Genomic DNA, 21,835 nt, shown 5'->3' with positions numbered 1-21,835 from the left:
CGCTTGAGTCTTTTTTTGACTTTAAAGGGTATTCAATTAATTAAGGTAGACAGTGAGCTACTATTAAAAGGAGAAATTTATGTCAAAATTGTCTTTAGACAAAAACAATGCGCGTGCCCTAGCTGCCGCTATCGTAGCCTCTGGAACGGATGACTTAAATGTCATGTTCCTAGCCTTTTCCATGTCATCCATCATCACAGAATTGGGTATAACAGGAGCTCAAGGTGGTTGGATTGCGACCATTACCAACCTAGGAATGTTAGTAGGTGGTTTACTATTTGGCTTATTAGCAGATAGACATCATAAATTTAAAGTCTTTAAGTGGACAATCTTAGTTTTCTCTATTGCAACAGGTTTGATTTACTTCACTAAAAGTATCGAATACCTCTACATCATGCGTTTTATCGCTGGTATTGGTGTCGGTGGTGAGTATGGTGTTGCCATTGCCATCATGGCAGGGATTGTTCCGCCTGAAAAAATGGGACGTATTTCATCCCTTAACGGAATTGCAGGGCAGGTAGGATCAATCACCTCAGCATTACTAGCAGGGTGGTTAGCACCAGCCTTGGGATGGAGAGGACTCTTCTTATTTGGTTTAGCCCCAATCTTATTAGTGCTTTGGATGAAGCTTTCAATCGACGATGACAAGATTTGGGACAAGGGAGGAAATGAGTCAGAAGAAACAAGCCAACCTGTCAAAATCAACCAACTCTTTAAGAGCCCAACTTTAACAGCGCAAACTTTAGCTTTGATGGTGATGACAACAGTACAAATTGCAGGATACTTTGGTATGATGAACTGGTTACCAACTATCATTCAAACAAGCCTCAATATTTCCGTAAAAGATTCCTCACTTTGGATGGTATCAACCATTCTAGGAATGTGTCTAGGGATGCTCACCTTTGGACAAATTTTAGATAAATTTGGACCAAGACTAGTGTATACAGTATTCTTACTAGCCTCTTCCATTTGTGTCTACCTCTTCCAGTTTGCCAACTCAATGCCGACAATGATTATCGGTGGGGCAATTGTAGGTTTCTTCGTCAACGGAATGTTTGCAGGTTACGGGGCAATGATTACAAGACTTTATCCACACCACATTCGTTCAACGGCTAACAATGTCATTCTTAATGTGGGACGAGCTATCGGTGGATTCTCGTCAGTAATCATCGGTAAAATTTTAGATGCTTCTGGCGTTCCAATGGTTATGATTTTCCTAGCATCGCTATACATCATCTCATTTATTGCCATGCTATCTATTAAAAATTTAAAATCATCTATCTATAGCAATCTGGCAAATTAATTGAAGGCTCACGCTTAAGAAATAGTGAATAAGTCACCTATAATATCGTAAAAGTCCTTAGACAATCTAAGGACTTTTTATAGATTTTTGAGGAATTTTTCGCAATCAATAGCAATTCGAGTATGACTTGCTTCAGCAACAAAAGTATCCTTGACAAAGGCTTCTATGCGAAAGTCAAATCGTCTTCCATTTACCTTTAGGTCAGTTATGTTGATTGTAACTGGATCACCAATTTTACTGGCTTTTAAGTGTTGAATGGAAATATGACTGCCAACGGTCGATTGCTTTGGATCTTGCAAAAGGGTTTCACCCAAATGGTAAGCAGCATTTTCCATGAAAGCTACTAATGATGGCGTTGATAAAACGCTTAATCCCCCTGAACCCATTTGAGAGGCGGAATGCTTTTCCTCAGTATCAAAAATCTTAGAAAAAATAGTCATTGATTTTCCTCCTTTTTTATCTATTATATGACATAATACCTTTTCAGTCTTTTAGGAACTGTGAATATGTTATACTAGAAAAAAAGTGATTGGATTTACACATGAAAGAAAATAAAGATGCTGTGACAGCTTATATTGCTGCAAGACCAGAAAGTCATCAGCAACAATTAGAAAGCTTAAGAAACTTAATTGTCAGTCAATTGCCGGACTCAGTGATTGAAGGAATGGCATGGTCCATGCCTTCTTACTGGGACAAGACCTATCTGATTCATTTCCAAGATTATAGCAATCATATGAATCTTTACATTGGCCCTGAAGCGGTAGATCATTTTAGTACGATTTATGCAAATTTAAGATTCAGTAAACGGGGGATTAAACTGACTTACGAAGAAAGCTTACCCCAAGAAGAAATAAAAGCCATGCTTAAATGGCTTTATGATACATATGCTCAATAGGAGGAAAGAGTGAGACTGGATAAGTTTTTAGTAGAAGCCGGAATTGGCAGTCGGACTCAAGTTAAGTCTATTCTTAAAAAGAAAGAAGTTTTTGTTAATGGTAAACCAGAAAGTCAAGCCAAGTTACAGATCAAACCTAATCAGGATCAGGTTTCATTTGGAGGCCAAGTCCTTGTTTATGAGGAATTCCTCTATTATTTATTGAATAAACCGCAAGGAGTTGTCTCAGCGACAGAAGACAAGGTTCATCAAACCGTTCTCGATTTACTAGATGATACCGCAAGACGTAAATCCGTTTTTCCTGTTGGAAGACTTGATAAGGATACACATGGTTTACTCCTTTTAACCAATGATGGGGAGTTGGCTCATCGTCTACTTTCTCCAAAGAAACATGTTGATAAAGTTTATATGGCCAGAGTTGATGGGATTATGACAGAACAGGATGTTGAGGCTTTTGCCAAAGGCATAACCTTATCAGACCATCAGTGTTTACCAGCTCAATTACAGATAGAAGAAGTTGATGCTGAAAGGACTTGCTGCAAAGTTAGAATTACCATCAGAGAAGGAAAGTTTCACCAGATAAAACGAATGGTTTTAGCCTGTGGCAAGGAAGTCACTGACTTACAAAGGATTTCAATGGGTCCTATCCAATTGGATGATAGCTTAGCTTTGGGCGCCTTTAGACGCCTCAATGAAACAGAAATGAAAGCCATACTAGCCCTAAAATAGAAATATAAAAAACCGTTACCAAAAAAGGTAGCGGTTTTTTAAAGCCATTTTTTGAATTTTGAATAAAGGATAGCCGAGATAAAAATCGTAATCGCAAAAGCAATAACTAAGGGGTAGCCCATGGGGTTTTCCAATTCCGGCATATGTTTGAAATTCATCCCATACCAGCCTACTAAAATGGTTAAGGGCATGCAACAGGTTGTTACTGTGGTTAAAACAGCCATATTTTTATTCTGACGCATTTCCAATTGTGATTTGGCTAATTCTCTGATTTGAAGAATGTTTTCTCTTAAAGTTAGGACTGTTGATTGAAGCCGTGTAACGCGTGATGAGAAAAGATGGAAGAAGCGTAAGTGTTCGTCACTAAAGAAATTATTTTCATTTTCTGAAAATTCTTGTGCTAAATCAATTAACTGACTGTAATGCACATTCAGTTTTGTTAATTTTCGTCGTAAATCATTGAGTTCTTGCTCCCGATAAGAACTCTTCCCCTCTAAAATGCTTTCTTCCATATTGTCCAAAATTTTATCATAGGATTCTAAGAGTTCTGAATCACCTTTGATGAGATTTTCTAAAAAGTCATAGAGAAATCGTTCCATACTTGGTTGTTTCCACTTTTTACTTTTTTGTATTTTCTTAGCCATTTGTTCTACATGATCATGACTATCAATGAAAACAATACCACGCTCATCAAGTGCAAATGAAAAATCAATGGCTGTATTTAAGATGTCATCTCGGTTGGGGATGTTAAAAGTACCAGTTAAAGAATCAAGATTAACCTCTGCTTTTGTTGAACGTGCTTTTTGAAAATCAAACTCGATGTCAATCCCCATTTTTAAGTCTTGCTGAAGCGAAGGCCATTCTTCCGGTTTAACAATAGCAATAAAAGGCAGTTTTTGAGATTTGCAGTCTTCAAAAGTTGTCGTTTTAAATTTCTCTGAGATTTGGTAAAACATATTTCTATCCTCATATAAAAAAGCCAGTTTTCACTGGCTCAATCATTTAAATTGCCCATTCACCACCACGGAAAATAGGAACAACTTGACCGTCAGCGGTAATCCCATCAATGTCCATTTGATCTGATCCAATCATGAAATCAACGTGAGCTGTGGAACGATTTAAGCCAGCAGCTTTGAGCTCTTCTTGACTCATTTCAGTACCACCTTCTAAACTAAATGCATAAGCTTGTCCAATGGCCAAGTGGTTAGAGGCATTTTCATCAAACAGTGTGTTAAAGAAGGTTAAACCTGAAAGTGAGATTGGTGTTTTATGCGGAACTAATGCAACTTCTCCTAAAGACCGAGCTCCATCATTTTCCTCTACCAGACGTTTAATGGTTTCTTCACCTTTTTCAGCTGTTACTTCTGTAATTTTCCCATCTTTAAAGGTGAATTTCATACCTTCAATGACAACTCCGGCATAGCTTAATGGTTTGGTTGATGAAACATATCCATCAGCTCTGCGATAATCAGGTGCTGAAAAGACCTCTTCTGTAGGCATGTTTGCAATAAAGGTTTCACCTTGCGCATTAACACTTCCGGCAGCTTCCCAAAGGTGATTTTTTGGCATTCCTAGTGTGAGATCAGTCCCTGGTGCTCTATAATGGAGGGCATCAAATTGATATTTGTTAAGGATTGCAGCTTTTGATTCAAGACGTTCTTGATGCTCATCCCATGCTTTAATTGGGTCTTCTTCATAGATACGATTCATTTTGAAAATAGCATCCCAAAGAGCATCGACTTGTTCTTCCTCAGTTTCTAGGTCAGGAAAAACCATGGCTGCCCATTCTGGACTAGCTGCTGCAACTAAATTCCACGAAAATTTATTGGCTTGCGAAGCAGCACGTTGTTTTTCTAAAGCAATGGCAGTAGCTTTTGTTGAGGAAGAGAGTCTTTCTGGATCCACTCCAGCAAAGGCATTTGGATTTGAGGAACGTACAAATAAGCGACTGGCATTTTTATCTAAGAAGTAATTGGATTTTTCAACAACATAATCTGGGACAGTCACTAAGCGTTCATAGTCAGCATGCAAGAGGCGTTCTTTAGCAATACGGTCATCTAAATAATCAACAACAACCTCAGCAGCTCCAGCTTGATAAGCTTTTTCAGTTAGCATTTTTGCAAAAGCATAATGTTCAACAGCAATTGCAATAATAAGAGTATGACCTTTTTGAACATTGACACCTTTACGGATAAGTAAATCCGCATATTTTTCAAGATTTTTTTGGAAATCTGGTAATACCATGATAAGAACCTCTATTTCATAAATTAGTAAGTCTAATGTAGCATAATTCTAACGAAAGCTCAAGATAATCCCTTTTAAATAGGGCTTATTGGCAATTGACTTGATATTTGCTTATTGCCATTTTTCGTGTTAATATATAGAGAAAGAAAATTCTATAGTAGAGGTATTAAAGAGTGGCTTTTGGAGAAAATGGACCCCGTAAAAAAACTGGCTTTGAAAAAATAACGATGTTCGTTGTTATCTTGATGGTCCTTGTTACTGTAGGTGGCCTTATTGCAGGTGCTTTGTCAGTTTTAATGTAAAAAACGCTGAAAGGCGTTTTTTTAAAGTAAGTGAAAGATTGAGAAATTAATATGAGTATGTTTTTAGATACTGCCAAGATTAGCGTTCAGGCTGGTCGTGGTGGCGATGGTATGGTTGCTTTTAGACGTGAAAAATATGTTCCAAATGGCGGCCCATGGGGTGGCGATGGTGGTAAAGGTGGATCAGTCATCTTTAAAGTAGATGAAGGATTAAGAACCTTAATGGATTTCCGTTACAACCGCAAATTTAGAGCTAAAGCCGGTGAAAAAGGAATGACCAAAGGCATGCATGGTCGTGGTTCAGAGGATCTGATTGTTCTTGTTCCACAAGGGACGACCGTTAAAGATGCTGAAACTGGAAAAGTCATTACAGATTTGGTAGAAAATGGTCAAGAGTACGTCATTGCAAAAGGTGGTCGAGGTGGCCGTGGAAATATTCGTTTTGCAACACCACGTAATCCAGCCCCTGAAATTGCAGAAAATGGTGAACCAGGAGAAGAACGTGAATTAGAATTGGAATTGAAAATTCTAGCTGATGTTGGTCTTGTAGGTTTTCCTTCAGTAGGGAAATCAACCTTATTAAGCGTTGTTTCAGCAGCTAAACCAAAGATTGGAGCCTATCATTTTACAACCATTGTTCCAAACTTAGGAATGGTGCGTACAAAATCTGGTGATAGTTTTGCAATGGCAGATCTTCCAGGTTTAATTGAGGGTGCTAGTCAAGGTGTAGGTCTTGGTACTCAATTTTTACGACACATCGAAAGAACACGCGTTATCTTACATGTTATTGATATGTCAGCTTCTGAAGGTCGTGACCCCTATGAGGATTATGTGTCAATCAATAATGAATTGGAAACTTACAACCTTCGTTTATTAGAACGTCCGCAAATCATTGTCGCCAATAAAATGGATATGCCAGAAGCTGAAGAGCATTTAGTGGCATTTAAGGAAAAATTAGCAGCCGAATATGATGAATTTGATGACATGCCACAAATTTTTCCAGTATCTACTTTGGCTAAACAAGGATTGGATAGTTTGTTAGATGCAACAGCCAATCTTCTTGCTTCAACGGATGAATTCTTACTTTATGATGAATCTGATTATCAAGTCGAAGATGAAGTTTATTATGGATTCTCAGAAGAAGAGAAAGCCTTTGAGATTACACGAGATGACGATGCCTCTTGGGTTCTTTCAGGTGAAAAACTGGAACGTCTTTTTGTCATGACAAATATGGAAAGAGACGAGTCCATAATGAAATTTGCACGACAATTACGTGGCATGGGTGTCGACGAAGCCTTGCGTGAGCGTGGGGCTAAAGATGGAGATTTAGTTCGAATTGGCAATTTTGAATTTGAGTTCGTCGACTAACTTGCTACTTAGCAATGGTACTTCGGCACCTATTGCTAAGACGGCTTTCGCTATAATGCGATAAGCCTAAGCACCTTACTAGCTCGACTGAAAAATAAGGTCGATTTTTCAGTCTTACTTCGTAACTTGCACCTTAGTAATGGTGCTAAAGCACCTATTGCTAAGACGGCTTTCGCTATAATGCGATAAGCCTAAGCACCTTACTAGCTCACTGAAAAATAAGGTCGATTTTTCAGTCTCACTTCGTAACTTGCACCTTAGTAATGGTACTTCGGCACCTATTGCTAAGGCGGCTTTCCCTATTTTGCGATTTATAAGAAAACGATCAAATCGTTAATAGTATTATCTTTTTGTGGAGGTTTTTTATGGGTGATAAACCAATATCCTTCAAGGATAAAGATGGAAACTTTGTTTCTGCAGCAGATGTTTGGAATGCACAAAAATTAGAAGAATTGTTCAATCAATTAAATCCCAATCGTCGTTTACGACTTGAACGTGAAAAATTGGAAAAATCAAAAGGCTAGGATGCGAAGTCCTAGCCTTTTTTGTATACTTAACAAGCTTTTTTCTCATGTAAACATCGACAGAGCTAGCCATAATTACAATTCATTTTGTAAGAGATTTTCTTGTTGCTTTTGAAGTTTTATCCAGTTCACAAATGTATAAACATCATTCACTAAGAAAATAAGAAAACAAATAACAATAGAATAATGGCTGGGGTCCTTATCTGCTTCAAACATCCAAAGCGACATTAAGACTAAATCATTGAGTGAAAAGACTAATGCAAAATAAGGACTTCGTTTATAGGTTAAAAGTGTTGCTAAAAAAGAAGTCGTTATGGAAAGTGTGGACATTAATAAAAAAGAAGTGTGTAGTGTTCCAAGAATAAAGTAGAAGCAAATGGTAACCAAAAAAGTCAAAAAACTCACAGAATAAATATCTTTAATGCTTAAGCGACTAATTAAAACTTGTGATTTTCTACCACGAAAAGGGTGATTAAGCCAAGTCAATAAGGAAATAATGGCTAAAGGTAAGGTCAGAAAAAAATAGGTTATCACTTCGCCATAATAATGATTGATAAGCGACAAATATGCATAAATGACTGAAAATATAATCATCAGCCCTTGCCCAATTGGATTACCTTTTGCTGAAAAAATGAGAGAAGTAGCTCCAATTAAGGATGCCGTAAGGGTTAGGAGATTTGACTCACCAAACAAGAAGTGAGTAGTGACAATTGTTAGAAGTGAAATCAGCCACAAGCACCATTCACACCTTGAAAAGTAATTGTAATTAATCATACTAGTATTCAAACACAGTAAAAAGTATCTGTCAATAACCTTAAAAGCTGTCAAGACTAGAGGAAAACTTCTAGAAATCAGATATCATTAATAAGAAATAGAAAGTCGTATGGAACTCAATTGATACCATATCATGAAATGATGATGAGAAATTGAGATAATTAAAAAACTTGAAATTAATGGGATAAAAGGATTTTTATCAGAAATAACTATCATATAAAACTAATGATAAATAAATATATTGCTAATTAAATGATAATATTGTATGATAATGAACAGACATGTAATGGAGGACTTATTGTGAAAAATAACATTAACTCGAGAAAAAAACATATATTAAAAATCTCATTATTAGCAACAAGTGTATTAACGACAACAGTTTCAACAGTCTCAGCAGATCAATTGCAAAATGAAAAGCAGTCGGATTTGCTTAGTAAGATGACAGAAACATCTACGCCTCATACTATCATAAGTTCAGAAGACCTCTCAAACTCAAATCAAGAGACCAATCAAAAGGATGAGACTGCCCCAAAAAGCTTACAACCTATGATTGAAAAGGTCGATCCATCTCATATCCAGGCTCTTTGGGAAAAAGTTGGCACAGGGGAAGGAGATGTCTTAGCTGTCATTGATTCAGGAATTGAAACCAATCATTCCATGCTACAGCTTCCAGAGGATGCTGACAAAATGTACACAGATCAAACCAGCATTGACAGTAAGAAACAATTATTAGGTATTGAACGAGGACAGTGGATAAATGATAAGCTCCCATTTTACCATGATTACACACAAGGGGAAGAGTCTATTGACAGAAATACCTACCATGGAACCCACGTCGCAGGGATTGCAACTGCTTCAGGCCTAACACAGAAAGAAAATAAGGAGCAAATGCAAGGCATTGTTCCCAATGCTCAATTATTATTTTTAAAAGTAGGGCAACCAAGTGTAGAAGGTGAAAGAGAAAAGCATTATGCCATGGCTGTTAAAGATGCTATTGCTTTAGGAGCAACAGCTATTAATATGAGTTTTGGACAAGTTGGAAAAGCTAGCCATGAACTTAATGATGATTTCAAAAAAGCCTTAGCATTAGCAGCAGATAAAGGCGTCGCTATTGTTGTTGCTGCAGGAAATGATTATGCCATGGGCGGCAGCCAGACGAAGCCTCTTGCGAAAAATCCTGATACAGGTGTCATTGGAACTCCAGCAACTACGGAGGAGGTTTTTACAGTAGCAGCATATGTTGCACCGCACTATTGGAGCAGAGTACTATCGGTTACTGACGGTAGCACATCAAAAGCCTTGGCGCTTGAAATGGCTAGTCCATTTGCAGAAAATAAGGACTATGAGCTCATTTTCTTAGAAAAGGGATTAGAAACGGAAGAGAATGCAGAAAGACTGAAAAATAAGGTTTTAGTCTTGAATTATGACTTTGTCACCAATTCCAAAGAAGTTGCTGAAAAAGTTGAGGCTTTGGGAGCAGCTGGTGTACTTGTCCACAATAATCAAGTTAAAAAACCGCTCATTCCTTTAGCTTATAATGGTCCTTTACCTATGGGCTTTATCAGTAAAGAGGATGCAGATTGGTTAAAAACGATGACAAGTCCACAGTTTAGATTAAAAAAAGAGAAGCAATTAGTTGAGGTGCCTGGTGGCAGACAAATGACAAACTTTTCAAGCTGGGGCTTATCAGTTGATGGCAATATGAAACCTGATTTTGCTGCACCTGGCTATGAAATTTATTCACCTACTCCAGGAAACGACTACTCAAAGATGTCAGGAACTAGTGCTGCAAGTCCACATGCTATGGGAATTATTCATTTAGTCCGTAAACACATTCAGAAAGAATACCCTCACTTAAGTGCTAAGGAACAGTTACAGTTAGTTAAGAACTTATTAATGTCTACTGCCAGTCCAATTTATTCAGAGTTAGATCACAGTTACTATTCTCCTAGGGTTCAAGGAGCAGGGGCACTGGATGCCAAAAAGGCCCTTGAAACAGATGTTTATGTAACAGCTGCGGATGGTCTTTCAAAAATTCAATTAGGTGATGTCAATAATCAGTTCGAATTAAGAGTAACCTTACATAATTTAAGCAATCAGGAAAAAAACTTTACTTACTTTGCAAGGGTGCTTACTGACAAAGTTGGAAAGGGGCGTATTCTCTTGCGTCCACAAGAGCTATATCAAACGAGACCCCTCCAAGTAAAACTAGCTCCGAAGCAAAAGCAAGAAGTGGTTATCAAGGTTGATATTTCTAACTTTGATCAACAGCTTAAAGCTCAAATGCCTAACGGTTATTTTCTAGATGGTTTTGTAGTATTTCAGTCTAAGGAAGGTGCTCAAAAAGACTTATCTATTCCCTTTATCGCTTTCAAAGGAAAATTTGCAGATTTAGAGGCTCTTGATAGTCCAATTTATCGAAATTTAGATGGTACGTTTTACTACAGCCCCAAAGAAGGCCAAGACCCTTATGACTTTGAAGTGGATAGTATCCAACAAATTAAAGAACAATATATGACTGGTCTTATAACAACATTTACGCCTTGGTCACTGGTTGAAGGAAGTAAAATAGATGGCTTTTCACCAGAGATGGCTTCTGAATTTAGCACGACTGATTACCTCGGTTCCTATAATAAAGAAGGAGATAATACGGTTCGTCGATTCCGATTTGTCGAAGGCAAACCTTATCTAGCACTTTCACCTAATGGCGATGATAATATGGATAAAGTGGGATTTAGAGGTGTTTTCTTAAGAAATGTCAGAGACATCAAAGCACAGGTATTTCCAAGTGATGATTTGCAACATCCGATTTGGGAGAGTCCTATAAAAGCTTTTGCTAAAAAAGATGTGAATACAAATGATATCAAAGAAAGCATGCTTGAAAATACCGTTTGGGAAGGTAAAGATGCTTCTGGAAATCCGGTTACAGAGGGATTATATCGATATCGTGTAACTTATACGCCACTTGCTGAAGGGGCCAAAGAACAGTTTATTGATTTTGATATTCTAGTTGATTTAACCCCGTCAAAACTGCCACAAAGTGCAATCTTGATGCTAGCCGAAAGACGGATTGAGCTAACAGAATCAAGAGACTATTTATCTCATGATACTTATCGTGATCGACTTTACTATAAATATGGAACAGATGATATTAATTTCACCACTTTTGAAAAAGATGATATGGGACATTTTGTGATCCCAAACCAAGTTGAAGATGAACTCAGTGGAGAGAAGATTACTATCAATCTTGATAAAACTGATCATTTCTTCTTTGTCAGAGAAGATTTCTCAGGTAATTTTAGTGTTATTAGCCTGTCACAATTATTGAACAGTCATTCAGATCAAATGCATTCACTTGAAGAGAGTAAGAGTGATAGAAAAGAATATAATACAGGTGATATTAGACACGAAAAGCAAGAAAATCTTAGTCAACAAACTCTACTATCGACACCATCAATTGATGGCCAAAAACAAAATGACCAATTAATGGTTGAAAAAGAGAAAGACATTATGGATGAAAGTAAGTCTGAAAGAAGTGAGAAAAATAAGTTTCCAAAAGTTCCCGCTTCAATCACGCTTAAGGATGGAACTCTTCATCCGCAGTCAATAAGCCAAAAAACAAGTCTTCCTAAAACAGTTGATTCACAAAAGACAATGACATTTTTAGGGATTGCCATGTTATTTGGTGGCATATTACAAGTCCTATGGTCATACTTTAAAAAGAGAGATTAATATGCCTATTGGATAATTATTCAAAACATCCCAAAGAAATAAGAAAAAGCCCTGTAAAAATACAGGGCTTTTGACATCACTTTATGCTTTAGACATTTAATACTTTATCTAAAAATTCAATGAGACGTGGGTGTTTTGGATGATCAAATATTTCTTCAGGAGTGCCATCCTCTAAGAATTGTCCCCCATCTGTAAAGATAACACGATTGGCAACTTGCCTTGCAAATCCCATTTCATGAGTGACAATTAACATGGTCATTCCTTGCTTAGCCAAATCACGCATTACATTTAAAACATCCCCAACCATTTCAGGGTCAAGAGCAGATGTTGGTTCATCAAACAACATGATGTCTGGGTTCATAGCTAGACTACGTGCAATAGCAACCCTTTGTTTTTGTCCACCAGATAGGCTGGCAGGATAGGCTTCTGCTTTATCAGAAAGGCCAACTTTTTCTAATAGTTCCAAGGCATGTTTTTTGGCAGTTTCTTTAGATTCTTTGCCTAATTCCACAGGGCCAAACATGATATTTTCTATAACAGTCATATGTGGAAAAAGATTGAAATGTTGGAAAACCATGCCAATGTTCTCACGAGCTTTATCGATGTTTGTATGAGGATCAGATAATTCAAATCCATCAACAACGACTTTACCACTTGTGATGCTTTCAAGTAAGTTTAGAGTACGTAGAAAGGTTGATTTACCAGAACCTGAAGGACCAATAATACAAACAACGTCTCCTTCATAAAACTTGGCATCAATACCCTTCAATACTTCATTTTTACCGAAGGATTTGTGTAAATCTTGAACATCAATTTTTAATTCTGCCATTAGTTAAGCCTCTTTTCTAAACGTTTTGCTAGTCTTGTTAAGAGTGTAATCATGATAAGATAGATAATTGCTAAAATCGCATACATGCGGAAAGACTGATAGTTACGAGCAATGATAATTTTACCAGTTTGGAACAGTTCAACAAGACCAATTGCTGAAACGATAGTAGTATCTTTTAAAGAAATGACGAATTGGTTAATAAAGTTCGGTAACATAACTTTAACTGCTTGAGGTAAAATGATTTTTTTCATGGTAACACGGTAAGGGATACCTAGGCTTCGACTAGCTTCCATTTGTCCGGCAGGAATAGCTTCAATCCCCCCTCGCACAATCTCAGCAATGTAGGCACCACCATTTAATGATAAGGCAATTGTAGCTGCTAAGAAATCATTAATAGGTGATTGGTGTCCAGTCATGCTCTCAATCAGATTTGGTACGCCCCAGAAAATGAAGGCTGCAACAATCATCAATGGGATACCACGAACAACATCTACGAAAATGGAAGAAGCTATACGCATACCTTTACTTGGAGAAACAGCCATCATACCGAAAATAATACCAATAATCATAGCAATTGCAAATGAAATTAAGGTAAGGCTCAAGGTAGTACCTAAACCAGATAATAATTGTTTGTAGTTGTTCGAAATTAATCCAGCAATATTTGACTCATCAGCTTTCTTAACTTCTTTTTCAGCTTTATCAGATGCTAAATAGTGGTTGAGAATCTTTTTGTATTCACCTGATTTTTTTAAAGCTGCTAAGCCGTTGTTAAACATCTCAATAAGTTCTGGATTTGATCCTTTTTTAACAGCGAAGCCATATTCTCCAGAAGGCTCACCTTTGATAGGTGTTTCAAATTGGCGTCCTTGTTGAATAGCGTATTTTAAAATCGCTTCGTCATCCATTAAAGCAGCAATGGATCCAGAATTTAAGCTATCATACATTGATGATGCTTCATCAAATGCTTTTAGACTGTAGTTGTATTTATCTTTGTTATTGTCAAGGAAATCATAGGAAGCAGTCCCTTTTTTGGCACCTACTGTTTTCCCTTTTAGATCTTTATAAGATGAAATTTTAGATCCAGACTTAACACCTAGTAAAATTTTAGAAGTGTAATAAGAGTCTGAGAAATCAAAAATTTCTTTACGTTGATCGGTGATAGACATACCTGCAATAGCAGCATCTGCTTGACCAGACTGAACGGCATTTAATGCAGCGTCAAAGCCTGGGTTTGCAATTTCAATGGTAAAACCTTGTTGCTTTGCGATGGCTTTAATCAATTCCATATCAATACCAACATATTCACCTTTGTCATTTTGGAATTCAAATGGGGCAAAAGAAGAGTCTGCAACAATTTTATATTTTTCTTTAACAGGTGTTGCCTTTTTGGAAGCATCACCAGTAGATGCGAGACTATCAGCTTTGACGTCGTTGCCAAGCCATTTTGCCATGATATCTTGGTATGTACCGTCAGCTTTCATCTCTTTCAATGCTTTATTAAAATCATCAACTAAAGCATCATAACCACTGCCTTTTTTAACCGCAAAGCCAAAACTACCAATGGCTTCGCCTTCCATGTTAATAGCGACATCCTGATTTTGTTTAATAGCAAATTGAATAACAGGTTCATCATCCATTACGGCATCAATAGAACCAGAAGATAAACTATTATACATGAGGTCGCCAGTATCAAAAGTTTTAACACTGTAACCATATTTTTCTTTATGCTTATCTAAAAAAGATTGGGCAGCTGTACCATTTTTAACACCAACAGTTTTTCCTTTTAAAGCCTTATAACTTTTAATTGGTTTTGCTTTTTGGGTTGCAATAACGATTTTTGTGTCATAGTAAGGATCTGAAAAATGAAATACTTTTTGACGATCTTCGGTAATGGTTGTACCTGCCATTAAGGCATTTGCTTGGCCAGATTGAACAGCATTAACAGCAGCATCAAAACCTGGAAAGGTCATCTTGAAATCCCAATTTTGGCGTTTAGCAACTTCATTAATAATATCTACATCAATGCCTTTATAGACCTGATCAGAATCTTTGTATTCAAACGGGGCATAAGCGGTATCTGAAACAATGGTAATTGTTTCAGCACTTACAATACTTCCCATAAAAAAAAGAGGAGCAAGCATTGCAAGCAAGGAAACCTTTAGTATCTTTTTCATTTTTTTCTCCTTTGAAAAAATATGCTTCATTATATCAGAAAAGTCTGACATTAGCAAACTTTTTATTTTTTCATGTTAGAAAATATAACATGACTCTAAAATCTTTCATTTACAGAAATGAAGCTTCCTGTGTTAAAATAGGTTTAAGAAAGAGTTTTAGGTATTGAAATGATAGATAGACGAGATGAGAACACTTTTAAATTAGTATCCAAATACCAGCCTTCCGGTGATCAACCTCAAGCAATTGAGCAGTTAGTCGATAACATTGAAGGTGGTGAAAAAGCACAGATATTACTAGGAGCTACTGGTACTGGTAAAACCTATACCATGAGTCAAGTTATTAGTAAAGTCAATAAGCCTACATTAGTCATTGCTCACAATAAAACCTTGGCAGGGCAATTGTATGGAGAATTTAAGGAATTTTTCCCTGAAAATACAGTGGAATATTTTGTATCCTATTATGATTATTATCAACCGGAGGCATATGTACCTTCTAGTGATACTTATATCGAAAAAGATTCGTCTGTTAATGATGAAATTGATAAATTACGTCATTCCGCAACCTCTTCTTTATTAGAAAGAAACGATGTTATCGTTGTTGCCTCGGTATCTTGTATTTATGGTTTGGGTTCGCCCAAAGAGTACGCTGATTCTGCAGTCAGTCTTCGACCAGGTCAAGAAATCTCTCGAGACCAACTCTTGAATCAACTGGTTGATATTCAATTTGAACGTAACGATTTTGACTTCCAAAGAGGACGATTTCGTGTTCGTGGAGATGTTGTTGAAGTTTTCCCAGCATCCCGTGATGAACATGCCTTTCGTATAGAGTTTTTTGGGGATGAAATTGATCGTATTCGGGAAATTGAATCCTTAACAGGGAAAATTTTGGGAGAAGCAGAGCATTTAGTCCTTTTCCCAGCTACTCACTTTGTGACCAATGATGAACACATGGAAGCCTCAATTGCTAAAATTCAAGCTGAGCTAGCTAGTCAGCTTAAAGTTTTTGAGTCAGAAGGTAAGCTCTTAGAAGCGCAACGTTTAAAACAAAGAACAGAATATGATATTGAAATGCTCCGTGAAATGGGCTATACCAACGGTGTCGAAAACTATTCAAGACATATGGATGGCCGTTCGGAAGGAGAACCTCCTTATACGCTATTAGACTTTTTCCCTGAAGATTTCTTAATTATGATTGATGAGAGTCACATGACGATGGGACAGATTAAGGGAATGTATAATGGGGACCAAGCTCGTAAAAAAATGCTTGTTGATTATGGCTTTAGACTTCCTTCCGCCTTGGATAACAGACCTTTAAGACGAGAGGAGTTTGAAAGTCACGTTCATCAAATTGTTTACGTATCTGCAACTCCTGGTGATTATGAGTTGGAACAAACCGATACAATTGTGGAACAAATTATCCGACCAACAGGGCTATTAGACCCTATTGTGGAAGTTCGTCCGACTATGGGGCAAATGGATGATTTGTTGGGTGAAATCAATTTAAGAACAGAACGTGGTGAAAGGACTTTTATCACCACATTGACTAAAAAAATGGCAGAAGATTTAACAGATTACCTCAAAGAAATGGGTGTCAAAGTGAAGTACATGCATAGCGACATCAAAACTTTGGAGAGGACTGAAATTATTCGTGATCTTCGATTAGGCGTTTTTGACGTTTTGATTGGGATAAATCTGCTGCGCGAAGGAATCGATGTTCCTGAGGTAAGTCTTGTTGCTATCCTAGATGCGGACAAAGAAGGTTTCCTTCGAAACGAGCGTGGTTTAATTCAAACCATAGGGCGGGCAGCAAGAAATTCACAGGGTCGTGTTATCATGTATGCTGACAAAATGACAGAGTCTATGCAAAAAGCCATTGATGAAACAGCGCGTCGTCGCCAAATTCAAATGGCTTATAACGAAGAACATGGTATTGTTCCACAAACAATCAAAAAAGAAATTAGAGACCTGATTTCAATCACAAAAGGCACAAACACAGAAGTTGAAGAAGAAAGTCTTGATTATTCTGTTATGACAAAATCAGAAAGGCAAGAAGCTATCAAGAAATTGCAAAAACAAATGCATGAAGCAGCTGAGCTCCTTGATTTTGAATTGGCAGCTCAAATTAGAGATATGGTTTTAGAATTAAAAAGTATGGATTGATGTCCATGCTTTTTTTAATGAAAAATTAAGAAAAGTTTAAGTTACAACTATTACAGTTAATACCTAAATATAGTAGTTGACATCTAATAACATTAAGGAAACAGAAAATTAAATTTTAAAATAATTAAAATTTTATCTCATAATTGTGAAATTTTCTTGCTCAATGATGTGAATTAGGGTAAAATCTTTCTAGTGCCTTACAGAGCTAATACAAGACAAAGGATAGACAATGAATAAAAAGTGGCAATCAATAGGTATATTTATTGGTAAAACAATTCTATTTTATCTGATTTTTATGTTATTAATTTATATCTTTGATTATTTGGGACATGGTCAAAGTGCATTTATTTATAATGAATTTTAAGGAGACATACAGATGATAAAAGATATGGTTGAACGTATTGAAGAGTTAGCAAAAGTACAAAAGGATTTTCCTGTATACAAATGTATGGGAGAGTCTTACACATATGGTGATTTAAAGAGAGATTCAGATAGCATCGCGGCTTTCCTTAGCGACTTACATTTAGAAGCCAAATCCCCAGTTATGGTTTTTGGAGCTCAAACCTATGACATGTTAGCAACTTTTGTTGCTTTAACGAAAACCGGTCATGCTTATATTCCGGTTGACGTTCACTCTGCTCAGAATCGCATTTTAGACATCATTGAAATAGGACAACCAAGTGCTATTATCACCATCGAAGAACTTCCAGTTACTGTTGAAAGTAAACAAGTAATCAGTCTTGAGGATATTCAGATGGCAAAGGTTGCGCAAAAATCATTTACGATGTCTAGTCCTGTTAAAGGTGACGATAATTACTATATTATTTTTACTTCTGGTACTACGGGTAAGCCTAAAGGGGTTCAAATTTCACATGATAATTTGTTAAGTTTTACCAATTGGATGATAGAAGACAAAGAATTTGCAATCCCAGAGCGCCCTCAAATGCTTGCTCAACCACCCTATTCATTTGACCTATCAGTGATGTATTGGGCCCCTACCTTAGCTTTGGGTGGAACATTATATGCATTACCTAAAGAATTGGTTTCAGATTTTAAACAGTTGTTTAAGACAATCATACAGTTGCCTGTTGGAATTTGGACATCGACGCCTTCATTTGCTGATTTGGCTATGTTAAGTGATGACTTCTGCCATGATAAAATGCCACATTTAACACATTTTTATTTTGATGGTGAGGAGTTGACAGTCTCGACGGCAAGAAAGTTAATGGAACGTTTTCCCAATGCAATTATTGTTAATGCCTACGGTCCAACTGAAGCGACTGTTGCACTTTCAGCCATTCAAATTACCAAAGAAATGGTTGCAAAAGGAGCACGTTTACCAATTGGTTATCCTAAACCTGATTCACCAACTCTAATCCTTGATGAAAACTTGCAACCTGTTCCACTTGGAGAGGCAGGCGAAATTATTGTTGCAGGTCCGGCTGTCTCAAAGGGCTATTTAAATAACCCAGAGAAAACAAAAGAAGCCTTCTTTACCTATAAGGGCATGCCAGCTTATCACACAGGTGATTTGGGATATTTCTCAGAAAGTAACATCTTACAATATGGGGGGCGTCTTGATTTTCAAATTAAATATGGAGGTTACCGTATTGAGTTGGAAGATGTTTCACAACAATTAATGCAATCACCTTTTATTGAGTCAGCGGTAGCAGTTCCACGTTATAATACTGAACACAAGGTTCAAAATTTATTAGCCTATGTTGTCTTGAAAAATGATGTGAGAAAGCAATTTAATCGTGATCTGGATTTGACAAAAGCCATAAAAGAATCTTTGAAAGATAAAATGATGTCTTATATGATGCCATCAAAATTTATCTATCGAGATACTTTACCACTAACACCAAATGGGAAAACTGATATCAAAGCTTTAATCAATGAGGTAAATCAAAAATGATGGGATTTTTCAATCAAATTCCATATCTAGATCCGTATTCAAATCCCATTTATTTTATCTATATCCTTATTGCTTTATTACCCATCATTATCGGTCTATTTTTCAAAAAACGATTTCAGATTTATGAGAGTGTCGTAACGATTTTCTTCATTCTGGCAATGTTTGGTCAAGGCCATACATCACAATTAAAAGCTTTTGTGCTATACCTTGTCTGGCAAACACTAACTGTTTTCTTTTATAAGTGGTATCGGACTCGCTATAATCATATTGGTATTTTTATAGGTACAGTTGTTCTGATTTTGCTTCCGCTCTTTTTCGTTAAAGTTAATCCTCTATTAGGTCAGGGACCTCATCATCATTCGCTCTTTAGTTTTTTAGGTATTTCCTACTTAACCTTTAAAAGTGTTGGAATGATCATGGAAATGCGTGATGGCATTCTTAAAGAGTTCTCTTTATGGGAATACTTGCGCTTCCTAATCTTTTTACCTACTTTTTCAAGTGGTCCTATCGATAGGTTTAGAAGATTTCAAGAAAACTATAGGACACTTCCTGAACGAGAAGAATATTTAGAGATGATTAATAGTTCAGTAATGCAAATAATGCTAGGTTTTCTCTACAAATTTATTATTTCGTATTTTTTAGGAACGGTATTATTACCTCTTGCTGAATCTCAAGCTTTGGCAACAGGAGGCTATTTTAATCATTTTGTCATATATGTCATGTACTTATATGGCTTGAATCTTTTCTTTGACTTTGCTGGCTATTCAATGTTTGCAATAGCTATCTCACAATTAATGGGTATTAAAACTCCTAAGAATTTTCATTTACCATTTCTGTCACCAAATTTAAAAGAGTTCTGGAACAGATGGCACATGACCTTGTCTTTTTGGTTTAGAGATTATGTCTTCATGCGTTTAGTTCATTTTCTCATTAAACACAAGGTTTTCAAAAATAGGAATGTCACTTCTGGAGTTGCCTACCTTGTTAATATGACTATTATGGGATTTTGGCATGGTATCACCTGGTATTATATTGCTTATGGCATTTTTCATGGACTTGGTTTAATCTTAACGGATGCTTGGATCAGGAAGAAGAAAACCATTAACCGCAAACGAAAAGAAAAAGGTTTACCACCTAGATTTACAAGTAAAGCTTATCACTATTTGTCTATAATGGTTACCTTCCATATTGTTATGGTATCATTGTTACTGTTTTCTGGATTTTTAGACCAGTTTTGGTTCCACCCCATTCATTTTTAATATAAGGAGTTTATTATGACTGTTGAAGAAAAAATTATTGATGCATTTGATCGCTTGTTTATGGAAGATGTTTCTGACATCAAAGATGAGGACCTTTTTGATGCCGGTGTTTTAGATAGCTTAGGTACGGTTGAGTTAATTGTTGAATTGGAAAACCTATTTGAGATAAAGGTTCCGATTTCAGAATTTGGTCGAGAAGATTGGAATACGGTCAATAAAATTGTTGAAGGTGTGAAGGAACTTCAAAATGCTTAGAAAACTATTGACAATAGTTGGTCCGGTGGTTTTGGCCTTATTGTTAGTTCTCGTTACCATATTTAGCTTTCCAACGTCATTATCACCAAATCTTAAACAAGAAAAAAATAGTGCTGTGGCCATTTCGGATGCTTCCTTTAAAAATGGCGTGATTAAACATCAAGCATTAGGTGATTCCAAACATCACTTTGTACCCTTTTTTGGTTCAAGTGAATGGAGTCGTATGGACAGTATGCATCCTTCTGTTATTGCGGAACGCTATCACCGTTCTTATCGACCATTTTTAATTGGAAATAGGGGATCGCAATCTCTAACACATTACTATGGTATGCAACAGATATCAAAGGATTTAAAGGGTGGGAAAGCTGTTTTTGTGATTTCTCCGCAATGGTTTACACCACAAGGATCCAATTCTGCAGCAGTTCAAATGTATCTATCAAAGACGCAAATTTTTCAATTTCTCTTAAAATCTAATGGTGATTCAAGTGCATCATTTGCTGCTAAAAGAATGCTAGAATTGAATCCCGGTATCGCCAAAGCAAATCTCTTAAGAAAGGTTAGTCAAGGTAAGCCATTAAGTTCCTTGGATTGCTTCTTATTAAAATGCCAATATCAAATAGCTTTAAGAGAAGAATCGTTATTTAGTTTCCTAGTGACGTCTGATAATTATCAAAAACGTATCAAACCAAGAGTCGCTGGTTTACCCAAGACATTCTCGTATGATAAGTTAGAGAAATTAGCAATAAAACGTGGAGAAGCAGCAACTTCAAATAATCCATTTAAGATTAAAAATAGTTTCTACACCAAACGGATTGGTAAAAAGGTTAATAAGTATAAACTCTTCCAAAAAAACTTTGTTTACACAAGTTCTCCAGAATATAATGATTTTCAATTGATTTTATCAGAATTTGCAAAACAGAAAACAGATGTCTTATTTGTTATTCCACCAGTCAATCAGGAATGGGCTAAATATACTGGCTTGAATCAGGAAAAATACCAAGCCGCAGTTCACAAAATTAAATTTCAACTCATGTCCCAAGGATTTGAACAGATTGCTGATTTTTCAACTAAGGGTGGTGATCCTTATTTCATGGAAGATACTATCCATCTTGGTTGGAATGGTTGGTTGGCCTTAGACAAACAATTGCATTCATTTATGGCAAGAAAAAATCAAGTCTTAGATTATCATCTTGATCCATACTTTTATTCTCAAGACTGGGCAAAAAGAGATAGTCTCGTCAATAATCAATTGAAGTAAGTTTCAATCCATCAGATAATGATTTTTCATTAAAACCTAAGTAAAAAAACTTTCTCATAAGAGAAAGTTTTTTGAATTGAGATAAGAAAAAGGAGGTTTAAGAAACCTCTCTTT

19 protein-coding genes are annotated in these 21,835 nt (G+C 36.5%); 13 read left to right on the top strand and 6 right to left on the bottom strand.

Features of this window, described 5'->3' with window-relative positions; translation table 11 throughout:
- Positions 1-79 precede the first annotated feature (79 nt).
- Positions 80-1,303: an MFS transporter gene (locus DQM95_RS06315; protein WP_037591900.1), complete on the top strand. Its 1,224-nt coding sequence runs from the start codon at positions 80-82 to the stop codon at positions 1,301-1,303.
- Between the two features lie 77 nt (positions 1,304-1,380).
- Here the strand turns inward: DQM95_RS06315 and DQM95_RS06310 are convergent, their stop codons facing one another.
- Positions 1,381-1,743, bottom strand: a complete 363-nt coding sequence (locus tag DQM95_RS06310; protein WP_012658650.1) for a thioesterase family protein — start codon at positions 1,741-1,743, stop codon at positions 1,381-1,383.
- Positions 1,744-1,844: 101 nt separating this feature from the next.
- On the opposite strand from DQM95_RS06310, the gene DQM95_RS06305 reads away from it, so the two are divergent.
- Together DQM95_RS06305 and DQM95_RS06300 are read left to right on the top strand one after the other, a co-directional pair.
- The gene (locus DQM95_RS06305; RefSeq protein WP_037592492.1) at positions 1,845-2,198 is read left to right on the top strand and encodes an iron chaperone; all 354 of its coding nucleotides are present in this window, start codon (positions 1,845-1,847) and stop codon (positions 2,196-2,198) included.
- A gap of 9 nt (positions 2,199-2,207) precedes the next feature.
- Complete coding sequence (locus tag DQM95_RS06300; protein WP_037591902.1) at positions 2,208-2,927, top strand: pseudouridine synthase; 720 nt, start codon at positions 2,208-2,210, stop codon at positions 2,925-2,927.
- Positions 2,928-2,965: 38 nt separating this feature from the next.
- On the opposite strand, the gene DQM95_RS06295 is transcribed toward DQM95_RS06300, so the two are convergent.
- Positions 2,966-3,883 (bottom strand): magnesium transporter CorA family protein, encoded by a 918-nt coding sequence (locus tag DQM95_RS06295; RefSeq protein ID WP_037591905.1) that lies wholly within the window; start codon positions 3,881-3,883, stop codon positions 2,966-2,968.
- Between the two features lie 46 nt (positions 3,884-3,929).
- Positions 3,930-5,171, bottom strand: coding sequence for an aminopeptidase (locus DQM95_RS06290; protein WP_037591907.1), 1,242 nt, complete (start codon positions 5,169-5,171; stop codon positions 3,930-3,932).
- Positions 5,172-5,344: 173 nt separating this feature from the next.
- Here DQM95_RS06290 and DQM95_RS06285 point away from each other — a divergent pair, with 173 nt between their 5' ends.
- From DQM95_RS06285 to DQM95_RS06275, 3 genes are all read left to right on the top strand, one after another.
- Positions 5,345-5,473: a DUF4044 domain-containing protein gene (locus DQM95_RS06285; protein WP_012658645.1), complete on the top strand. Its 129-nt coding sequence runs from the start codon at positions 5,345-5,347 to the stop codon at positions 5,471-5,473.
- Between the two features lie 51 nt (positions 5,474-5,524).
- Positions 5,525-6,841, top strand: coding sequence for a GTPase ObgE (gene obgE / locus DQM95_RS06280; protein ID WP_037591909.1), 1,317 nt, complete (start codon positions 5,525-5,527; stop codon positions 6,839-6,841).
- Positions 6,842-7,206: 365 nt separating this feature from the next.
- On the top strand, positions 7,207-7,365 hold the full coding sequence (locus DQM95_RS06275; RefSeq protein ID WP_037591912.1) for a hypothetical protein: 159 nt from the start codon (positions 7,207-7,209) through the stop codon (positions 7,363-7,365).
- A 75-nt stretch (positions 7,366-7,440) separates the two neighbouring features.
- Here DQM95_RS06275 and pnuC read toward each other — a convergent pair whose 3' ends face one another.
- Complete coding sequence (gene pnuC / locus DQM95_RS06270) at positions 7,441-8,139, bottom strand: nicotinamide riboside transporter PnuC (RefSeq protein WP_037591915.1); 699 nt, start codon at positions 8,137-8,139, stop codon at positions 7,441-7,443.
- Between the two features lie 300 nt (positions 8,140-8,439).
- Here pnuC and DQM95_RS06265 point away from each other — a divergent pair, with 300 nt between their 5' ends.
- Positions 8,440-11,871 carry a S8 family serine peptidase gene (locus tag DQM95_RS06265; protein WP_037591918.1) on the top strand — a complete coding sequence of 1,144 codons (3,432 nt, stop codon included), beginning with the start codon at positions 8,440-8,442 and terminating at the stop codon, positions 11,869-11,871.
- Positions 11,872-11,959: 88 nt separating this feature from the next.
- Here the strand turns inward: DQM95_RS06265 and DQM95_RS06260 are convergent, their stop codons facing one another.
- Positions 11,960-12,700 carry an amino acid ABC transporter ATP-binding protein gene (locus tag DQM95_RS06260; protein WP_012658640.1) on the bottom strand — a complete coding sequence of 247 codons (741 nt, stop codon included), beginning with the start codon at positions 12,698-12,700 and terminating at the stop codon, positions 11,960-11,962.
- A complete protein-coding gene (locus DQM95_RS06255) occupies positions 12,700-14,874 on the bottom strand; it encodes an ABC transporter substrate-binding protein/permease (RefSeq protein ID WP_037591920.1) in 2,175 nt (724 codons plus the stop codon). Before DQM95_RS06255 ends, DQM95_RS06260 begins: the two co-directional genes overlap by 1 nt.
- 168 nt (positions 14,875-15,042) lie before the next feature.
- Here DQM95_RS06255 and uvrB point away from each other — a divergent pair, with 168 nt between their 5' ends.
- From uvrB to dltD, 6 genes are all read left to right on the top strand, one after another.
- Positions 15,043-17,034: an excinuclease ABC subunit UvrB gene (uvrB, locus tag DQM95_RS06250; protein WP_037591922.1), complete on the top strand. Its 1,992-nt coding sequence runs from the start codon at positions 15,043-15,045 to the stop codon at positions 17,032-17,034.
- 229 nt (positions 17,035-17,263) lie between these two features.
- Complete coding sequence (locus DQM95_RS06245; RefSeq protein ID WP_012658637.1) at positions 17,264-17,398, top strand: teichoic acid D-Ala incorporation-associated protein DltX; 135 nt, start codon at positions 17,264-17,266, stop codon at positions 17,396-17,398.
- A gap of 12 nt (positions 17,399-17,410) precedes the next feature.
- Positions 17,411-18,949, top strand: a complete 1,539-nt coding sequence (gene dltA / locus DQM95_RS06240; protein WP_111685973.1) for a D-alanine--poly(phosphoribitol) ligase subunit DltA — start codon at positions 17,411-17,413, stop codon at positions 18,947-18,949.
- Complete coding sequence (gene dltB / locus DQM95_RS06235; protein ID WP_037591924.1) at positions 18,946-20,208, top strand: D-alanyl-lipoteichoic acid biosynthesis protein DltB; 1,263 nt, start codon at positions 18,946-18,948, stop codon at positions 20,206-20,208. Before dltA ends, dltB begins: the two co-directional genes overlap by 4 nt.
- Positions 20,209-20,223: 15 nt before the next feature.
- Positions 20,224-20,463, top strand: a complete 240-nt coding sequence (gene dltC, locus DQM95_RS06230; protein ID WP_012658634.1) for a D-alanine--poly(phosphoribitol) ligase subunit DltC — start codon at positions 20,224-20,226, stop codon at positions 20,461-20,463.
- A complete protein-coding gene (gene dltD / locus DQM95_RS06225; RefSeq protein ID WP_037591926.1) occupies positions 20,456-21,721 on the top strand; it encodes a D-alanyl-lipoteichoic acid biosynthesis protein DltD in 1,266 nt (421 codons plus the stop codon). Before dltC ends, dltD begins: the two co-directional genes overlap by 8 nt.
- Positions 21,722-21,835: the final 114 nt, after the last annotated feature.

Source organism: Streptococcus uberis, from assembly GCF_900475595.1.
Taxonomy (GTDB): domain Bacteria; phylum Bacillota; class Bacilli; order Lactobacillales; family Streptococcaceae; genus Streptococcus; species Streptococcus uberis.
The sequence above is the reverse complement of the archived record's forward strand: the minus strand, read 5'-3'. Positions and strand labels throughout refer to the sequence as shown.